Source organism: Sporofaciens sp. SGI.106 (genome assembly GCF_050314255.1).
Lineage (GTDB): Bacteria > Bacillota > Clostridia > Lachnospirales > Lachnospiraceae > Claveliimonas.
In genome coordinates this window covers 12,269-27,660 of sequence record NZ_JBNPMZ010000015.1, presented here as the reverse complement: position 1 = coordinate 27,660, position 15,392 = coordinate 12,269, and the positions used below count along the sequence as shown (strand labels likewise).

The following is a 15,392-nucleotide window of genomic DNA, read 5'->3' as shown; positions in this document are numbered from 1 at the left end:
TCTTCTTATTCGATACCCACTCTCGGATCTATTTTTCTGCATACTCCCAGAACTTTGAAAAATCTGTCAGGTCTCCCAGATAAATATCGGCGCTCTTTCGGATCTCTTCCTGCTCTTTATCGCTGGACGCATCATATATGCCCACCGTCCGGAATCCCGCTGAGCCCGCACTTCTGACAGCATGAAGTACATCCTCGAACACATAAGTCTCTTCCGGTCTGGTTTCCATATATTGTGCAGCACACCGGTAAATGTCCGGATAACGTTTACCCACTCCCACTTCCGTACAGGTGAAAATCCGATCGAAATAATCCAGAATACCCAGCCTTGTAAATGCCGCCTCTACCAGCTCCTGATTCCCGGATGTCGCAACCACCATAGGAATGTCATGTTCCTGCAAAGCCTGCAAAAATGCTTTTGCCCCCTCTTTCAGCGGCGCTTCTTCATAATAGAATTCTCTCACAATTTCCAGGACTCCGCTCACGATTTCATCCTCGCTCTGGGAAAGGTGATAGCCCTTTTTCACATAAGCCGCTCCTTCTTCCAGGGTCATGGTAAATATTTTTTCTCCCAGGCCTTCTTCCGGCTCCAGTCCACATTTTCTCAGATACCGCTCCCCGGCATCCAGCCAGATACACATAGAATCCAGAAGAGTTCCGTCTACATCAAAAATTGCTCCCTTAATCATTACATCACCGTTTCTCTGACAGCTTCTTTTAATTCTTCTGTGGCTGTCTTAATATCTTTCTGTGCAAAAATGGCACTGATCACCGCAATTCCGCAGATTCCGCTGCCGGAGAGCTCTTTTACATTATTCTTACCAATACCGCCGATTGCTATAACCGGAATATCCACGGCCTCACAGATTTCCCTCAGGGTGTCATGGCTCACCTCACTTGCATCCGCCTTGGAACCTGTAGGAAATACGGCACCCACACCGAGATAATCCGCGCCGTGACTCTGTGCCAGAAGCGCCTGCTCCACCGTCTGCGCAGATACTCCGATGATCTTATCAGGACCCAGCTTTGCCCGGACATCCCCTGCTTCCATATCGCTCTGCCCCACATGTACACCGTCTGCGTCCATAGCAAGAGCAATGTCCACGTTATCATTAATTACAAAAGGTACATTGTATTTTCTGCAAAGTTCTTTGATCTCCCTGGCTTCTTCCAGAAAATGTTCTTCATCCAGTTCTTTTTCCCGAAGCTGCACAAAGGTAGCGCCGCCCTCCAGCGCCTGTTCTACCTGTTCGTACAGCGTCTGCCCATTCAGCCAGCTTCTGTCTGTCACCGCATACAGAAGTAAACTTTCTTTATCGCACTTCATATTTTGCTCCTTTTTCTAATGTCTCCTTGTCCATATTGTAAATTGCATCAATAATCCGGTTGCGGTAGGTGGAATTTCCATCACCTTCCTGCATCCTGCTCCATCCTATCTCTCCTGCCAGGCCCATCGTGCAGACTGCTGCCGCCGCTGCCTCCAGCTTATTTTCCGGATTTGCAACGAGAAATGCTGTCATCATACCGGACAGCTGACATCCTGTTCCCGTGATCTTTCCCATCTCCGGACGACCGTTTCGAATCACATAACAGGTGTCCTTATCTGCCACAAGGTCAATGGCTCCCGTGATTGCAACAATACTTCCGGTCTTCTCTGAAAATTTCTTTACAAATGCCACAGCCTCGTCCAGAGTTTCTTCCGTAACCGCGTCTGCCACATCAGCATCCACACCCTTGGTAGTTCCGCTGCCCTGCGCCAGCGTTTTGATTTCGGAAATATTTCCACGGATCACATCAAATCTAAGCTCTTTCATCAGCTTCACTGCCGTATTGGTACGAAGGGCGCTTGCTCCCGCTCCTACCGGATCCAAAAGCAGCTGATGATTCAGCTCATTTGCCTTTCTGCCTGCAACAAACATTGCCTCAATACTTCTCTGATTCAATGTTCCGATGTTAATATTCAATCCGCCGCAAATAGCAGTGATATCTGCCACATCCTCCGGCTCATCTGACATGATTGGGCTTCCTCCGCATGCCAGCAGCACATTTGCCACATCATTTACCGTTACATAATTTGTAATATTATGTACCAACGGCACCGTTTTTCTTACATTTTCAATACATGTTCCAAGCATCTTATTATCCTCCTTCATGCTCTGTTTGTACCCGTCTGATATGCGCTTCGCGAAGATGCGCAGGGATTCGGATTAGTAGTATGCCTGCTTTGCAGGCCCGAATCCCGCGCCAAGACTCGCAAGCGAGTCTTGAAAAATAAAGCAGATACACCTACTGTAGGTACATCTGCTCACACTGCACATTCGCTATATTCCTACGTTGGCATTATCCAAATCAGGTTAATGGGTCGAGACAGTGTCAGCCTCCTCTCAGCCTGCTGCTGCAAGCTCCCCGTTTGCTTTGTTATATTCGATTATACTACTCCTTCGACAATTTGCAAGGAAAAGATGTGGGATAGGGGACGGTTCTTTGTCCTGGCTTTAGGACAAAGAACCGTCCCCTATCCCACTATCCCATAGACATTTGCCCCAAAACCCACTATAATAAACTCATTGAAAATCATTTTATACATTAATAAAAAGGAGTACATTATGCAAAAAACAACTTTCAGATACGCTAATGAACAGGATACCGGAATTATTCTGAATTTTATAAAGGAACTGGCCACTTATGAGAACATGCTTGACGAAGTCGTGGCAACCGAAGAACTGCTGAAAGAATGGCTTTTTGACAAAAAAGCTGCGGAGGTTCTTTTTGCGTTAGAAGAAGGAAAAGAAGTAGGTTTTGCCCTCTTTTTCCACAATTTTTCTACGTTTTTAGGTCGTGCCGGGATTTACCTGGAGGACTTATATGTAAAGCCGGAATACCGGGGAAAGGGGTACGGAAAAGCTCTTTTGAAGGAGCTGGCACGTATTGCTGTCGAAAGAGGATGCGGAAGACTGGAATGGTCCTGTCTTGACTGGAATCAGCCCAGCATTGATTTTTACCTTTCTCTGGATGCCAAACCAATGGATGAGTGGACGCTCTACCGGGCTGCCGGCGAAACGCTGCATAAGTTAGCCCGGTAGGCTGACTCCTTACACTTGTCTTCTCTTCGCATCCACAGCTTCTTTTCTTACATTGTGATACTGGTTCTGGTTCTCCGGCTTTACCTTTTGGGTAATGCTGTTGAACCGTTCCAGGTCCTTTTTTTCCTGCTTGTCTCTCATAATTGATCACCCCGTATTAGGATACCGCCGAAAGAACATTTTTATGCCATGAGAAAATCTTCTTTTTCACATACCACAGCTATTGTCATATCATAAAAGAAAAAGGAATTTTTAAAATGTATAATTATAATTGTCACAAAGAGCAAAAACATGTTCATGAACTCACCGGAAGCACACGTATTTTCAACGAAAATGGTGACTGCCACAATCACAGATTCTGCACAGTAACCGGTGAAGCTATGTACTGCAAAGATAAACATGATCATTTCCATGAAGTGAAATTTCATACCGACTTTTCCGATAAACATTTCCATGAATTCTGCGGAAAAACTTCCGGTGCAATTGATGTAGGAAATGGAAAACACGTTCATTTCATTAAGGATTTTACCGAAGAAGAGGATAACCACAGACATGAATTTCAGGCCGCTACACTTATTGACAGCCCGATAGACTTTAAATGCAAATAGTTTCATAATCAAATCCTTCAACCGCCCTTACCCGCCAAAGTACAAGGGCGGTTTTTATAATTTTTATCAATAAATATTCTTTTTATATATCTTTTTTCAATATATAACTTTACCGCACATCATTGATTCTCCCCTCTCCGGGAAGTATATTTATCTTAGAAGGTGTACTTGAAATAACAGGAAAAAGGAGGCATGTTACTATGCATAAAGACGACCAGATGACACCCAAAGAACGGGCATTTGCATTATTTGCCGGCAAACCGGTAGACCGTATGCCAATCAAACTTTTCTCCCCATATATCGGAATGAACTTCGGTGCCACTTATGATGAAGCTTTTACGGAAGCAAAATCACGTGCACACTGGCTCATTGAAAGTTATAAACGCTTTGGTCAGGACGGATTGAGCGTGAATTACAGGATCGACGGTATCCCTCTCGCGTTCGGTGCAGAATCTACCTATGACCCCACCGGTATTCCAATGGTAAAAAATGCGGTTCTGCATAATATTGCTGATGTTGATCAACTTGATCTCAATAATCTCCGCTTTGAAAATGATAAAAATGCACAGGTTGCTTTTGATGCAGTACGCATCATTCAGGATGAACTCAATGATGAAATCTTTACCGGCGTTGGCTTTATGGGACCATTTACAACCGCTGCCAACCTTGCCGGAACCACGACTGTATTAAAAGCAATGCGCAAAGACCCGGAAGGGCTGCATAAGCTTCTTGATTTTGCTGCCGATGCCACCATCGAAGTGGGCCGCAAATTCGTAGAAAACCAGATTGGTATTGGTTTAGCCGAACCAACTGCTTCTCTCGTATCGCCAAAACAGTTCCGCGAATTTGTCACGCCTTACTATATAAAGGTTATGGATAAATGGAAAGAATGGGGTTGCCGCGGTGCTGGCTTTCATATCTGTGGAGACACTTCGAAACTTCTGGAATGCTTTACAGAAATGAAAATTCGGGGAATCAGCATTGACAGTGCCGTAGATATTGTCTACGCAAAAGAAACTGTTGGCGACCAATTATCCATTATGGGAAATGTATCACCAATTGAAATTCTGGAAGGAACTCCTGCTTCTATAGAACAGGCGGTAAAAGATTGTTTCGCAAAGTGCTGGGATAATCCGCGTGGCTTTACCATTGCCCCGGGATGTGACATTCCGGTACAGGCTCCATTGGAAAACATTGACGCCTATATGCGGGCAGCAAGACAATGTGCAAAATACCCGGTACAGCCTTCAAACTGGGAATAAAACCCGGCTGATATAAGAAGCCATTGCAAATAAATGAATATGCGCATTCTAATGTGCTCCAGTTACAAAAGCAATGGCTTCTTTTCTGAAAACAAATCTCTCAAAAAGCTGAGTTACCTTTCGTTTCGGCTTTCCTGCTGATCTGATGGCACAAAATTCATTAACATTACCATTCATTTCTCAATCTCACTATTCCAATGGTAATAATAACTGCGAATTTGCCTTCCACTCCGCAATTTTACTAATCCAATGGCAAAGAAGCCTCCAAATTTGCCATCCATTTCACGTTTCCACTATTTCAATGGTAAAGGAGTCTCCAATTTTACCTTTCGTTTTGCACTTTCTTCAAATTCGATGGCAATTTCCCTGTTTTCTTCGCTGCACGGTGCCCAAAATCAAAAACCGATGGGGTTTCGACGCAAATTTGGTACTTTTTTTGTACTTTCCTTGCTTTTCCCCTCCGTCTATGCTATACTCCTAATCGTTGCAAAGCCCACTACACGCAGCCTGCCACCGGCAGCCTGCTTTGCATGCTAAGGCAAAAAATAAGGTCTTTTCGGGCTTTCCGGCGGTCACCGCCGTTAAATGTGCCGTGTGTTCGAGACCTTCCACACGTAAAACAAAACTAAAGGAGAACAAAATATGAAAGAGAACAAAGTAACATTTCTGACCCAGGCGGCAATGATTGCTGCCATCTACGTGGTGCTCACTTATATTTTTGCACCATTTTCATTTGGAGAGGTACAGGTTCGTATCTCAGAAGCCCTTACGATTTTACCATTATTTACACCCGCTGCTATCCCTGGATTGTTCATCGGATGTCTGATTGGAAACATTCTTGGCGGTGCTATTCTGCCGGACATTGTTTTCGGAAGTATTGCAACTTTAATCGGTGCGTTCGGCACATATATGCTCCGCGGCCAGAATAAATTCGTTGCTCCGCTTCCTCCTATTGCAGCAAATACAGTAATCGTTCCATTCGTGCTCCGCTTTGGATATGGCGTGACACTTCCGATTCCGTTTATGATGCTGACCGTCGGTATTGGTGAGGTTATTTCCTGCGGTGTTCTGGGCATGATCATTTATTTTGCACTGAATCGCTACAGAGGTTTGATTTTTAAAACTGCTTCTGTATAAATTTTATATCAATTCATTTAATATCAAAAAACTTCATAATGTAAAAAACCCCGTGCACCGGAGAAAATTTTTCTCTGATACACGGGTTTTTTATGCGTTGCCTAAATAGGCAGGGCTCTTATCCTATCTGATATATCCGATAAATGCTCTTCCTGTCCCTGCCAGCATGGCATCCATCTGCTCATATGGTACCGACAGTATATTTCCTGTACTTACTTCCATGTACATTACATTACTCTTATCGTAACCGGTCAGAATGACTGCATTGGTTCCATCTATCATTCCAATGACCGGTGTGTTCTTATTAATGAGATACAGAATCTCATTCGTGGTACATCCGGTGAGTTCCAAAGCTTTGCCGTCTGATATTTCACCTGCAAGCTCCATGGCAGATTTTCCTGCCACCAGCTGCTCCCGCATGGAAAGAATTAATTCATCCTGTCCGGATATGTAATATTCCAGGCTGCGATTTCCACGCTCCCACACATACTCCTGGCTGGAGGTCACCACTACTCCACTTACATTCTCTGCCGCCTGTACTGCATAACCCGCTTTTTTGTAAATTCCCTGCAAACAACCCAGACCATATACATAATATCGCTCCAGGTCATTTCCATTGCTGAATTCTTCCAATGCCGGTTTATCAGACATTACCATCTTCGGTCTCAGTATTTTTACTTCCTGATTCTGAACACCATCGGCAAAAGTCAGCCGCATCTGTGTTTCTTTCAGATCTGTTATATAAGAATCCAAAGAAATATTGCTTTCCTTTTTCTCCTCGTTATTTGTAATATAATCCGCATTAATGCTGGTATAAATATTTCCGTTTTTCACTGCCCGGTTCAGGGTAAGCATGCCATCAGATATTTCCACATCCAGAATATATGCTTCCGCAGACTCATATGTTTTGATTACTTTATTATCGGAGCTTCTTATCTCTATTCGATACATGGGAAGAACGTTTCCGCCGGAAATAGTCTGCCCCGCATCCTCTGTCCGTGCAATACCGGATACAAAATCACTGTTAACAAATCCCAAAGGACGGATAGTCTCGCCTTCACCGGCTTCTACCAGATATTTCTTTCCTGTCTGAAGATTCTCTACGGTTACACTTCCGTCTTTCTCATCGCCCTCACCATTCTCATAGGCAAGCAGCTGTCCGTCATCAGACACTACATACTGGTCTTCTTCCAGATTGTTTACCAGTTCTGTTTTCTTATCCTTCTCCATGTCAATCTCATACAGAGTTCCATCTACCAATACATGGAGCAGATTCTGTTCCACGCTGTAATACACCAGTTTTCCAAGCTCCTCCCGGGCAAGCGCTGCTGATTTATCACTGGGGATAAATATCTTTTCATCAATATTATTCGTTTCAATATTGTAATAGTAAATAGCCGCACCGACCTGTCCTTCATGAGCTCCCCGGTTCATGTAACCGTAAACTGCAAAAGTTGTATTTCCCTTCTCGTCTACAGCAAGAATCTTTATCTCATGATCTCCGATGATATTACGTACATCTGTATTCTCCACACTGCGGAAGCTGAACAGCAGAGACAGTTCATCCGTATTACTGTTATAATTCCACAACTCATTCGCCTGAACGAATGACACGATGGTTCCGTCATCATTTATCATATATGGAACATCGTAAGGAGCGATTCCCAACAAGATTCCTTTTTCACTTAATACCTGCTGACTTCCGTCAAAAATCTGCTCCATAGTCCGGTCATAGTTCAGCAGATACATATTACCGGCAGACAGGCGAACCCGGAAAAACTCCTTTACCATATAGGTATCCAGTTCGTTTTCCTCTCCTTTACAGCTCACCTCATATTCCAGAAGAATCGAAGTATATGTAGGATTCGTCTCTACGATCTTCCATCTTTCTTTTCCCACAACCATCGGCGACAGTTCGCCCCATGTCACATGGTCATAATCAGAATGAATCGTCACATGTTGGAAAGTGGTATTATCTCCCTCTCCGGAAGGCTCAATCGCAGCGCCAACTCCGGTATTTTCCGCCTTCTTCAGCGCATTTTCATGAAAATTATATACGTAATCCAGACACTGAGGCAGGTTAAATCCTGTTGAATCCACAACTCTGGTGTAATAATAGATTTTTTGCTCATCCACCGTAAGGGCAAGCTCCAGCACTCTTTCTTCTGTAAAAACATTTTCATCGAAGGAAACGATGGTCTTTTCGTTCACCTTCTTTGTGGTACCCTCCAGCAATTTTTCCTCACCATCTATGGTATAGACCGTGTAATCCACGGAACTTATTTTATTTTCAAATGCTTCCACATTCATCTCCAACTGCTGATTTACCACGGGTGTAATGGTATCTCTCATGGTGGGGATGTCCATTTTCTGGCTGTACGCATTCAGCGGATTCACCCCAAAACCATCTGTGGAGAAATAAACTCTGGGCAGGGTTGCCCCGCCCATATCCGCAGTCATATCATCGTTGCCGCGGTTAGTCAGATAACTGAATATTGCCACTGCAACAATGAATACTGCCGTCAGAATGCCGGCTTCTATTAATCGTTTCTTCATCTATATATTTACTCCCTCTTACTTAAGCAGTTTTCCAAGCATGGGTGAGATATGAAGGGCCTGCTCGCAGGCACTGATCTCATTGCTATTATTTCCTTTGCGTCCTGTCTTCACGGCACGAATCAAAATATTTTTCGGTGTATGTTCCATATCAATGAATTCCAGGATCTGGGCATCATACCCCTCCCTTTCCAGATATTCCGCCCGCAGAGCATCCGTCACAAGTGCAGCAAAACGCTCTTTGATCAGCCCGTATTTCATCACCGGCTTTAAGACCTCACTGGCAATCTGACCGTTTACCTCATGCTGACAGCAAGGCACGGAAAGAATGACTTTCGCATTCCATCCCACCGCCTTGGCAAGTGCAAAATCAGTAGCCGTATCGCAGGCATGAAGTGTAACCACCATATCCACCTCATCCACTCCTGTGTAATCGGCAATATTTCCCTCTAAAAACTTCAACTTCTCATACCCGTATTTTTCACTGAGCTCATTACAGTGCCGAATTACATCTGCTTTCAGATCCAGACCAATAATACGGATATCATACCCCTTAAGCTCATGAAGATAATAATACATGGCAAATGTCAGATAAGATTTGCCGCATCCGAAATCCAGAATGGTAATCTCCCTGTCTTTTTCAAGCTCCGGAAGGATATCCTCAATGAATTCCAGGAAACGGTTGATCTGACGGAACTTATCAAAGCGGGAATGTACAATCTTGCCTTCCTTCGTCATAACTCCCAGATCCTGAAGAAATGGCACCTGCATTCCCTCCTCCAGAAGATATCTCTTCTTCCGGTTGTGGGACAGATCCACCTCTTTCACACAACCTGTCTGTGCCTTTTTCTTAATGGTTACCGTTCCCTTCTTACTCACCAGTACAGTATACAGATTCTTTTTCGTCTCTAACTGCATCTGTTTTAACTCCTCCATGAGACGAAGTATTTCCTCACACGCTTCTTTGGGATCAAGATTCTGATGGAATGCCTGGTTATTACGGAAAGTCTCTATTTGAAAGAAAAGTGTATCCTTCTTCATAAGAGGACGCACTTTCACTTTGGTGACACCGCCTTTCACACGTGGATTGCTAAGGACTGCCGATATAAACTCTATATTCAGATTTTCATTTAATAATGTTCTTATCTTTTCCATAGGCATATTATAGCGCAAGATTTCAGGTTCGTAAAGAAACAAAAGCAGGCGGAGAATAATCCCCGCCTGCCGTTATCTCGTTTTCCTTTTACTCTTCCTGTTCCTTTACTCCAGACTCTGCTTTCGGGAAGCGGATCGTTACCTTGAACAGGTCTCCGTCCAGATACAGTTCGAATGCTCCTCCCTGCATCTCCGTCAGACTCTTGGCAATGGAAAGTCCAAGGCCGCTTCCTTCTGTACTTCTGGAAATATCTCCCCGGATGAAACGCTCTGTCAATTCATCCGCATCAATGTTCAATGGCTGCTCCGATATATTTTTCAAAGAAAAGATGACTTCCTTATCTGTAACAGACAGATTTCCATACACGCGGGTTCCTTCCATGGCGTATTTCGCCGCATTGTTGTAAATATTTTCCAGTACCCGCCACATCCGACGTCCATCCACGCGGATTACAGCCTCTTTCTCCGGGAGACTTAAAATTTCTTTCAGATTCCGTTTCCGGAACTTCTCCTCAAATTCTCCGCTGGTCTGCTGTATCATTTCCACCAGATTAATATTCATATATTCCAGGGAAATGTTTCCAGAGCTTACCTTGGATGCCTCCACCACATCTTCTGTCAGTGTCTTAAGACGTTGTGCCTTTGCTTCCAGCACATCCAGATACCCCAGTATTTTCGGATCGGTAAAATTCTCCCGTTTTAAAAGATCAATATAATTAATGATAGATGTAAGCGGCGTTTTAATATCATGAGACACGTTGGTGATCAGATCTGTCTTAAGGCGCTCACTCTTCATACTTTTTTCCACCGCAGCGTCCAGGCCTTCCCCGATGGTGTTGATCCGCTCCGCGATCTCAAGCTGTTCCCCGTAAAGACCCTGAAGCGGAATCTGATAATCCACTTCACCATCTGCGATTCGATTCAGACCATCGTGGATACGCTGTCTTCCCAAAGCTCTCCTTGCCACGTAAACGCATGCCAGAGCTTCTGACGCAAACATCAGCATAACAATTCCCCCGGAACTGCTGCCAAGTGCAAACCAGTGAAGCAGAATAAATCCGCAGAACACAAGGATTGTCCGCCACAAATGGCGAATATTATGAATAACCTGCCCACACAGATGCAAAATCCATCTGAGGAGGCTGTCTTTCCACAGAGTCTTAGCCTTAATTCTCCGCACAAGGCTGAGCCATCCAATCAGAAATGCCGCACAGGAAATAACTGCAACGATTCCTGCAATCACCATCTCCGGCACTTCGCAGAACACAAACTGACCTGCAGAATTGTATTCATAATCAGAGGATACACTAAAGGATGGCCACAGACTGGCCAGAAGGTAAATTCCTGTCAGCCACACTCCCACAACAAGTGCTGCAGATATCTCAGTCTTCCAGTGATCAAACCATATCAGATGCAGCTCGTCGTCTCTGCCATTTCTTCCCGCTGTTATCGTCAGCCATACCAACACTGTCAAAAACAGAAGAAAAGAGGCCATTCCGCCCTGAACCAGCATCCGAATCTGTGGAGCGTATTTTTCAAAAGCCATATTCTGCACACAGAATTCATCCTGAACCGGAAATGTGGTATCCACACCCACCGCAAAGACAAAGTTCTCAGATGGCCCCTCATTTTTTACATGATCCTTCCAGGTTGACGCTGAGATTCCCTTCATATCAGAATTAAAATCTTTCAGCTTCGGTGTCACTTCCAGATGTTTTCCCATTTTCTGAATAGCAGCAAGGCTTTCTTCCAGATTTTCATATTCTGCATACGCTCCATGATTGGTGTAAATCTTTTTGGATTCCTTATCCGCATAAAGATAGAGCAGATTCGTATCTCCTTCATTCCAGCGGTTCAGATTGCTTTCATAGCTATTCACCATATCCCACAGTGAATTGATTGTATAATTGATCATACTAAATGCCTGTTCCAGCTTTCCGTTCCACTTCGGATTTGTATTTACGATTTCCAACAGATTCTCTGCATCGATGGGAGCATACATCTCTTCAATCCAATAGCCATCATAGGTCCAGCAGTCCACATACTTTACACGTCCCTCTCCATCCTGGATAGCACTAAAACCTTCTGTAGTCTCCCCGCGATAGAATTCCCCATTCCGCAGCTGGCTCATAATATCATCTGCAGTCCAGTTCTCGCTGTTCAGCACAAAAGCCAGTTCGCCGGCATCTACCTGCGCTTTCATCTCACTGTAATACAAATACTCATAAGTACGGTCTGTTTTGCGGCATACGATAATGGGATCTCTCATATCTGTACCGTACTCACCGCTGTTTATTTCATCATTATGGGATGCATCCTCCCACTTCACCAGATCTTCAAGATGGTAAGCAATACCATTTTCATTCTTATTGGCAATCTTTCCGCTGTCATAATAAGTTTTAATATCTACTATTTTCCCGCCATCATATTTTCCATCTGTTTCCATCTGGCTCTTTGCCCGGACATTGGTGAGAATCTGAGCACTTTCATCATAAACCTCTTTTGTAAATTCTCCGGAATCTGCATAATTTTTTACCGAAGCGGAGGATAATGCATTCCGCGCCAGCGCCGGATAAGCAGAAATCCACAACAGGCTGATGGCCATGATGATCGCCGTTACATGTGCCAGTGCAATCAAAACTGTTTTGGTAATTCCGGATTGATACCACTTCTTCATAGAAACTCCCTTCTAAAGTTTCTCCACCTTATAGCCGACTCCCCAGACGACCTTGAGATACCGGGGCTCTTTGGGATTGATCTCAATCTTCTCCCTGATATGGCGAATATGTACCGCCACCGTATTATCTGCTCCGATAGCCTCTTCATTCCAGATATTTTCATAAATCTGGTCGATAGAGAATACTTTTCCCTGATTCTTCACTAAAAGTAATAAAATATTATATTCGATCGGGGTCAGCTTCACGGTCTCACCATCTACCGTAACCTCTTTCAGATCATCATTGATTGCCAGTCCTCCTGTCTCGTACACAGCCTGTCCTCCATGGTCTACCGTACTTCCAAGCTGTGTGTACCTGCGCAGCTGAGATTTCACTCTGGCCACAAGCTCCAGCGGATTGAATGGTTTGGTCACGTAATCATCTGCTCCCACATTCAATCCGAGGATCTTGTCTGCATCCTCTGATTTTGCAGATAAAATGATAATCGGCATATTGTTAGCCTCCCTGATCTTAAGGGTAGCTCTGATTCCATCCAGCCTCGGCATCATTACATCAATCACAAGTAAATCTACCTTCTCATCCCGCAGCACTTTCAGTGCCTCCTGACCGTCATAGGCCTTCAGTACCTCATATCCCTCCTGCGTAAGATAAATATCAATTGCCTCTACGATTTCTTTATCATCATCACATACCAGTATTCTGGACATTTTCATCACCTCCCTCTTACTATACAAGAATAGCAGGGAATTTTTAAGGTCTATCAAGGGAATTTCTTAAGATTTTTTTAATCCCGTCTCCTGTACCTTTCTTTGAAATGACTTTTTCAGAGATACTACGAATTCCGGGGTCACCACAACCCCTTTTGACCTTACATACCGGGCAGAAGATTCATCAAATTCCATCTGTACCGGACCGCACACTCTATACTCTTCAATCGTTTCCATGCAATGCCGTGCTTCCTCCTCTGCCATTTTCGGTGTCAGCGCATAAGAAAGCCAGTATACGCCAAATGGAATTCCCATGTCATTGCAACTCTGAGCGTTTTTCCGAAACTGAACATCTATCACACCCCCTCCATAACCTGCTCTCAACATGACATAGTCCGTAGCAGTTTCCTTCATCCTATTCCAGTCAACATTCCCCCACTCTTCATTCACACGAATAACCGCCATATCCATTCTCCACTTTTCAATTCAGAACTTTTACTTCTTATAATTAATATATGATGGTGCGGGCTAAATGTGATTATGTCTGATTTTGATGTTTTTTGTCGAATATTATCGAAAACTTTCTTTTATTCTCCTTTGCGATTATGATATTTATAGGTACTCTATCACAAAAGAAAGGAGCCCTGATAATATGAACGAGGTACAACATCTAATTCGCTCTCTTGGAATCGGTGCTACTTATCGCGGATACCGCTATTTACTACTTGCAGTAAAATTGTGCCTGGAAGATGAAGATTACCTCCTGGGAATCAGCAAACTCCTATATCCCCAAATTGCTCACATCTGCCAGGCAAGTGTCAGTAGTGTAGAACGGGATTTACGAACAGTAATTACTGTATGTTGGGAACGCGGTAACCGAGCACTGTTAAATGAAATTTCTTTATATCCACTATTATCCAAGCCTACTACCGGCGAATTCCTGGATATTATTGTGAACCATTTGCGCCAGGAATCTTCGGTTTAACACCCACCAAAAGAAAAAGTTCTTATTTTCTTAAGCTTTGGTTAAGAAATTTTCGTTTTCTTTTAGAGTTTCAACATATTTTAGACACATTTATCTCATATACTATAATCAGATAGTTGATAGAGCTCAACTATCTCCCCCCTCATTAAAGTACACACGCTGGGGAGCCAGACTCCCCGGTGTCGCACTTTACTCTCATTCCTTTTAGATAACAATAAAGACAAGAACCCCTCGCATCCAGCCAATGCGAGGGGTTCTTCTTTCTACTATATTATTTTCATTATCTTGAACATCTGAACTGCAGCTCTTCCCATCTTCTGTCTACTTCCTTCTGGAACTCTTCCAGAAGATATTCATTTTCTTTCTTAAATAAATGTTTGAATCTGCCCTGTGGTCTTAAGAAGTCTTCAATCGGAAGCTTTTTCTTCGGCTCATAGTTCAGGATCCATTTTCCTTCTACCACTTCGAACAGCGGCCAGTAACAGGTCTCTACACCCAGCTTGCAGATTTCCATAATGTCCGGAGTATTATATCTCCATCCACGCGGACATGGTGCCATGATATTCAGGAATGCCGCTCCCGGAGTATAAATAGCTTTTTCTGCCTTGATATGTAAATCTTTAAAATTCTGCACAAATGTAGTCTGTGCCACATACGGAACATCATGTGCCGCAATGATAGCAGCCAGGTCCTTACGGTTCTGTGGTTTTCCGTTGCTCTTGGTTCCAACAGGTGTTGTGGTTGTATCTGCATACATCGGTGTTGCGGAAGAACGCTGGATACCGGTGTTCATATAAGCTCCATTATCATAGCAGACATAGACCATGTCATGATTACGCTCCATTGCTCCGGAGAGGGACTGGAATCCGATGTCGTAGGTTCCTCCGTCACCGCCGAAAGTAATGAATTTATAGGTCTCGTCCAGTTTGCCTTTTCTTTTCAATGCCTTATATGCACCTTCCACACCACTTAAGGTAGCACCTGCATTTTCAAATGCATTGTGGATATAGCTGTCTTCCCAGGAAGTATACGGGTAGGTAAAGGTGGATACCTCCAGACATCCGGTTGCATTTCCGATTACCGCCTTATCTCCTTCATGAAGTCCGCGAAGTACATTTCTAACTGCAATGGTACCTCCGCATCCGGCACACATTCTATGGCCCGGAGCAAGACGTTCCGGCTTATTCATCGTCTCTTTAAAATTATAGCTCATCTTCTTCGT

General features: G+C 43.9%; 15 protein-coding genes and 1 riboswitch. Of the genes, 5 read left to right on the top strand and 10 right to left on the bottom strand.

Going from position 1 to position 15,392, the window contains the following annotated elements; genetic code table 11:
• Positions 1-28 precede the first annotated feature (28 nt).
• The 3 genes from ACQRCC_RS11135 to thiM are packed head-to-tail and all read right to left on the bottom strand — an operon-like array spanning position 29 to position 2,134.
• Positions 29-688 (bottom strand): HAD family hydrolase, encoded by a 660-nt coding sequence (locus ACQRCC_RS11135; protein WP_427850846.1) that lies wholly within the window; start codon positions 686-688, stop codon positions 29-31.
• Positions 688-1,326, bottom strand: a complete 639-nt coding sequence (gene thiE / locus ACQRCC_RS11130) for a thiamine phosphate synthase (protein ID WP_427850845.1) — start codon at positions 1,324-1,326, stop codon at positions 688-690. The genes ACQRCC_RS11135 and thiE overlap by 1 nt, the downstream gene beginning before the upstream one ends.
• Positions 1,313-2,134: a hydroxyethylthiazole kinase gene (gene thiM, locus ACQRCC_RS11125; RefSeq protein WP_427850844.1), complete on the bottom strand. Its 822-nt coding sequence runs from the start codon at positions 2,132-2,134 to the stop codon at positions 1,313-1,315. The genes thiE and thiM overlap by 14 nt, the downstream gene beginning before the upstream one ends.
• A gap of 173 nt (positions 2,135-2,307) precedes the next feature.
• Positions 2,308-2,418: riboswitch (TPP riboswitch) on the bottom strand.
• 187 nt (positions 2,419-2,605) lie between these two features.
• Between thiM and ACQRCC_RS11120 the strand changes: the two genes are divergently transcribed.
• Positions 2,606-3,082 carry an N-acetyltransferase family protein gene (locus tag ACQRCC_RS11120; protein WP_427850843.1) on the top strand — a complete coding sequence of 159 codons (477 nt, stop codon included), beginning with the start codon at positions 2,606-2,608 and terminating at the stop codon, positions 3,080-3,082.
• 9 nt (positions 3,083-3,091) lie between these two features.
• Here ACQRCC_RS11120 and ACQRCC_RS11115 read toward each other — a convergent pair whose 3' ends face one another.
• A complete protein-coding gene (locus ACQRCC_RS11115) occupies positions 3,092-3,223 on the bottom strand; it encodes a hypothetical protein (RefSeq protein ID WP_427850842.1) in 132 nt (43 codons plus the stop codon).
• Positions 3,224-3,339: 116 nt separating this feature from the next.
• Here ACQRCC_RS11115 and ACQRCC_RS11110 point away from each other — a divergent pair, with 116 nt between their 5' ends.
• From ACQRCC_RS11110 to ACQRCC_RS11100, 3 genes are all read left to right on the top strand, one after another.
• Positions 3,340-3,690, top strand: a complete 351-nt coding sequence (locus tag ACQRCC_RS11110; RefSeq protein WP_427850841.1) for a YmaF family protein — start codon at positions 3,340-3,342, stop codon at positions 3,688-3,690.
• Positions 3,691-3,890: 200 nt separating this feature from the next.
• Positions 3,891-4,952 carry a uroporphyrinogen decarboxylase family protein gene (locus ACQRCC_RS11105; protein ID WP_427850840.1) on the top strand — a complete coding sequence of 354 codons (1,062 nt, stop codon included), beginning with the start codon at positions 3,891-3,893 and terminating at the stop codon, positions 4,950-4,952.
• A gap of 642 nt (positions 4,953-5,594) precedes the next feature.
• Positions 5,595-6,089, top strand: a complete 495-nt coding sequence (locus ACQRCC_RS11100) for a QueT transporter family protein (protein WP_427850839.1) — start codon at positions 5,595-5,597, stop codon at positions 6,087-6,089.
• A 123-nt stretch (positions 6,090-6,212) separates the two neighbouring features.
• Here the strand turns inward: ACQRCC_RS11100 and ACQRCC_RS11095 are convergent, their stop codons facing one another.
• The 5 genes from ACQRCC_RS11095 to ACQRCC_RS11075 all read right to left on the bottom strand — a co-directional run bounded on the left by ACQRCC_RS11095 (position 6,213) and on the right by ACQRCC_RS11075 (position 13,650).
• Positions 6,213-8,645 carry a hypothetical protein gene (locus ACQRCC_RS11095; RefSeq protein ID WP_427850838.1) on the bottom strand — a complete coding sequence of 811 codons (2,433 nt, stop codon included), beginning with the start codon at positions 8,643-8,645 and terminating at the stop codon, positions 6,213-6,215.
• A gap of 18 nt (positions 8,646-8,663) precedes the next feature.
• Positions 8,664-9,800, bottom strand: a complete 1,137-nt coding sequence (locus tag ACQRCC_RS11090) for a class I SAM-dependent methyltransferase (RefSeq protein ID WP_427850837.1) — start codon at positions 9,798-9,800, stop codon at positions 8,664-8,666.
• Between the two features lie 88 nt (positions 9,801-9,888).
• Positions 9,889-12,477, bottom strand: coding sequence for a sensor histidine kinase (locus tag ACQRCC_RS11085; RefSeq protein WP_427850836.1), 2,589 nt, complete (start codon positions 12,475-12,477; stop codon positions 9,889-9,891).
• 12 nt (positions 12,478-12,489) lie between these two features.
• The gene (locus ACQRCC_RS11080; RefSeq protein ID WP_427850835.1) at positions 12,490-13,185 is read right to left on the bottom strand and encodes a response regulator transcription factor; all 696 of its coding nucleotides are present in this window, start codon (positions 13,183-13,185) and stop codon (positions 12,490-12,492) included.
• A 66-nt stretch (positions 13,186-13,251) separates the two neighbouring features.
• A complete protein-coding gene (locus ACQRCC_RS11075; RefSeq protein WP_427850834.1) occupies positions 13,252-13,650 on the bottom strand; it encodes a GH25 family lysozyme in 399 nt (132 codons plus the stop codon).
• 187 nt (positions 13,651-13,837) lie between these two features.
• Between ACQRCC_RS11075 and ACQRCC_RS11070 the strand changes: the two genes are divergently transcribed.
• Positions 13,838-14,170 (top strand): sporulation initiation factor Spo0A C-terminal domain-containing protein, encoded by a 333-nt coding sequence (locus ACQRCC_RS11070; protein ID WP_427850833.1) that lies wholly within the window; start codon positions 13,838-13,840, stop codon positions 14,168-14,170.
• 280 nt (positions 14,171-14,450) lie between these two features.
• Here the strand turns inward: ACQRCC_RS11070 and ACQRCC_RS11065 are convergent, their stop codons facing one another.
• Positions 14,451-15,383, bottom strand: coding sequence for a thiamine pyrophosphate-dependent enzyme (locus ACQRCC_RS11065; RefSeq protein ID WP_427850832.1), 933 nt, complete (start codon positions 15,381-15,383; stop codon positions 14,451-14,453).
• Positions 15,384-15,392: the final 9 nt, after the last annotated feature.

Coding starts and splice junctions, on each gene's coding strand:
- ACQRCC_RS11135 (WP_427850846.1), bottom strand. CDS start 688: ATGATTAAGGGAGCAATTTTTGATGTAGACGGAACTCTTCTGGATTCT.
- thiE (WP_427850845.1), bottom strand. CDS start 1,326: ATGAAGTGCGATAAAGAAAGTTTACTTCTGTATGCGGTGACAGACAGA.
- thiM (WP_427850844.1), bottom strand. CDS start 2,134: ATGCTTGGAACATGTATTGAAAATGTAAGAAAAACGGTGCCGTTGGTA.
- ACQRCC_RS11120 (WP_427850843.1), top strand. CDS start 2,606: ATGCAAAAAACAACTTTCAGATACGCTAATGAACAGGATACCGGAATT.
- ACQRCC_RS11115 (WP_427850842.1), bottom strand. CDS start 3,223: ATGAGAGACAAGCAGGAAAAAAAGGACCTGGAACGGTTCAACAGCATT.
- ACQRCC_RS11110 (WP_427850841.1), top strand. CDS start 3,340: ATGTATAATTATAATTGTCACAAAGAGCAAAAACATGTTCATGAACTC.
- ACQRCC_RS11105 (WP_427850840.1), top strand. CDS start 3,891: ATGCATAAAGACGACCAGATGACACCCAAAGAACGGGCATTTGCATTA.
- ACQRCC_RS11100 (WP_427850839.1), top strand. CDS start 5,595: ATGAAAGAGAACAAAGTAACATTTCTGACCCAGGCGGCAATGATTGCT.
- ACQRCC_RS11095 (WP_427850838.1), bottom strand. CDS start 8,645: ATGAAGAAACGATTAATAGAAGCCGGCATTCTGACGGCAGTATTCATT.
- ACQRCC_RS11090 (WP_427850837.1), bottom strand. CDS start 9,800: ATGGAAAAGATAAGAACATTATTAAATGAAAATCTGAATATAGAGTTT.
- ACQRCC_RS11085 (WP_427850836.1), bottom strand. CDS start 12,477: ATGAAGAAGTGGTATCAATCCGGAATTACCAAAACAGTTTTGATTGCA.
- ACQRCC_RS11080 (WP_427850835.1), bottom strand. CDS start 13,185: ATGTCCAGAATACTGGTATGTGATGATGATAAAGAAATCGTAGAGGCA.
- ACQRCC_RS11075 (WP_427850834.1), bottom strand. CDS start 13,650: ATGGCGGTTATTCGTGTGAATGAAGAGTGGGGGAATGTTGACTGGAAT.
- ACQRCC_RS11070 (WP_427850833.1), top strand. CDS start 13,838: ATGAACGAGGTACAACATCTAATTCGCTCTCTTGGAATCGGTGCTACT.
- ACQRCC_RS11065 (WP_427850832.1), bottom strand. CDS start 15,383: ATGAGCTATAATTTTAAAGAGACGATGAATAAGCCGGAACGTCTTGCT.